1 protein-coding gene is annotated in these 277 nt (G+C 35.0%); it reads left to right on the top strand.

What is annotated here, in order from left to right; translation table 11 throughout:
* Positions 1 to 277, top strand: a 277-nt coding sequence (locus SB822_RS56740) for a hypothetical protein (protein WP_410859058.1), incomplete at both ends; no start/stop codon positions are given.

Genomic DNA, 277 nt, shown 5'->3' with positions numbered 1-277 from the left:
GAAACTGGATGTTTTGGAAATATTCTCACTCCTTCAGGCAGCCATTCTGCGAAATAAGAATCAACACACAATAATAGTTGCTTTAGTTTGTCGTACATATACCGAAAAAGATTATATAAGGGAAGTGTTAAAGTATCACTACGGAAATCAGGTGAGGATTTCAACATTCGATCCCTCCAGCAAAGAATTGATTTACAAGTATGAAGAGATTGATTTAATCATTTCGACGGAAGAAGACATTATCGGATTTCAGAAAATTCCAGTAATTATGGTATCC

The organism is Paraburkholderia sp. SIMBA_054 (genome assembly GCF_046534875.1).
Taxonomy (GTDB): domain Bacteria; phylum Pseudomonadota; class Gammaproteobacteria; order Burkholderiales; family Burkholderiaceae; genus Paraburkholderia; species Paraburkholderia hospita.
Note: the sequence above shows the minus strand (reverse complement) of the source record. Positions and strands in the feature narration are given on the sequence as shown.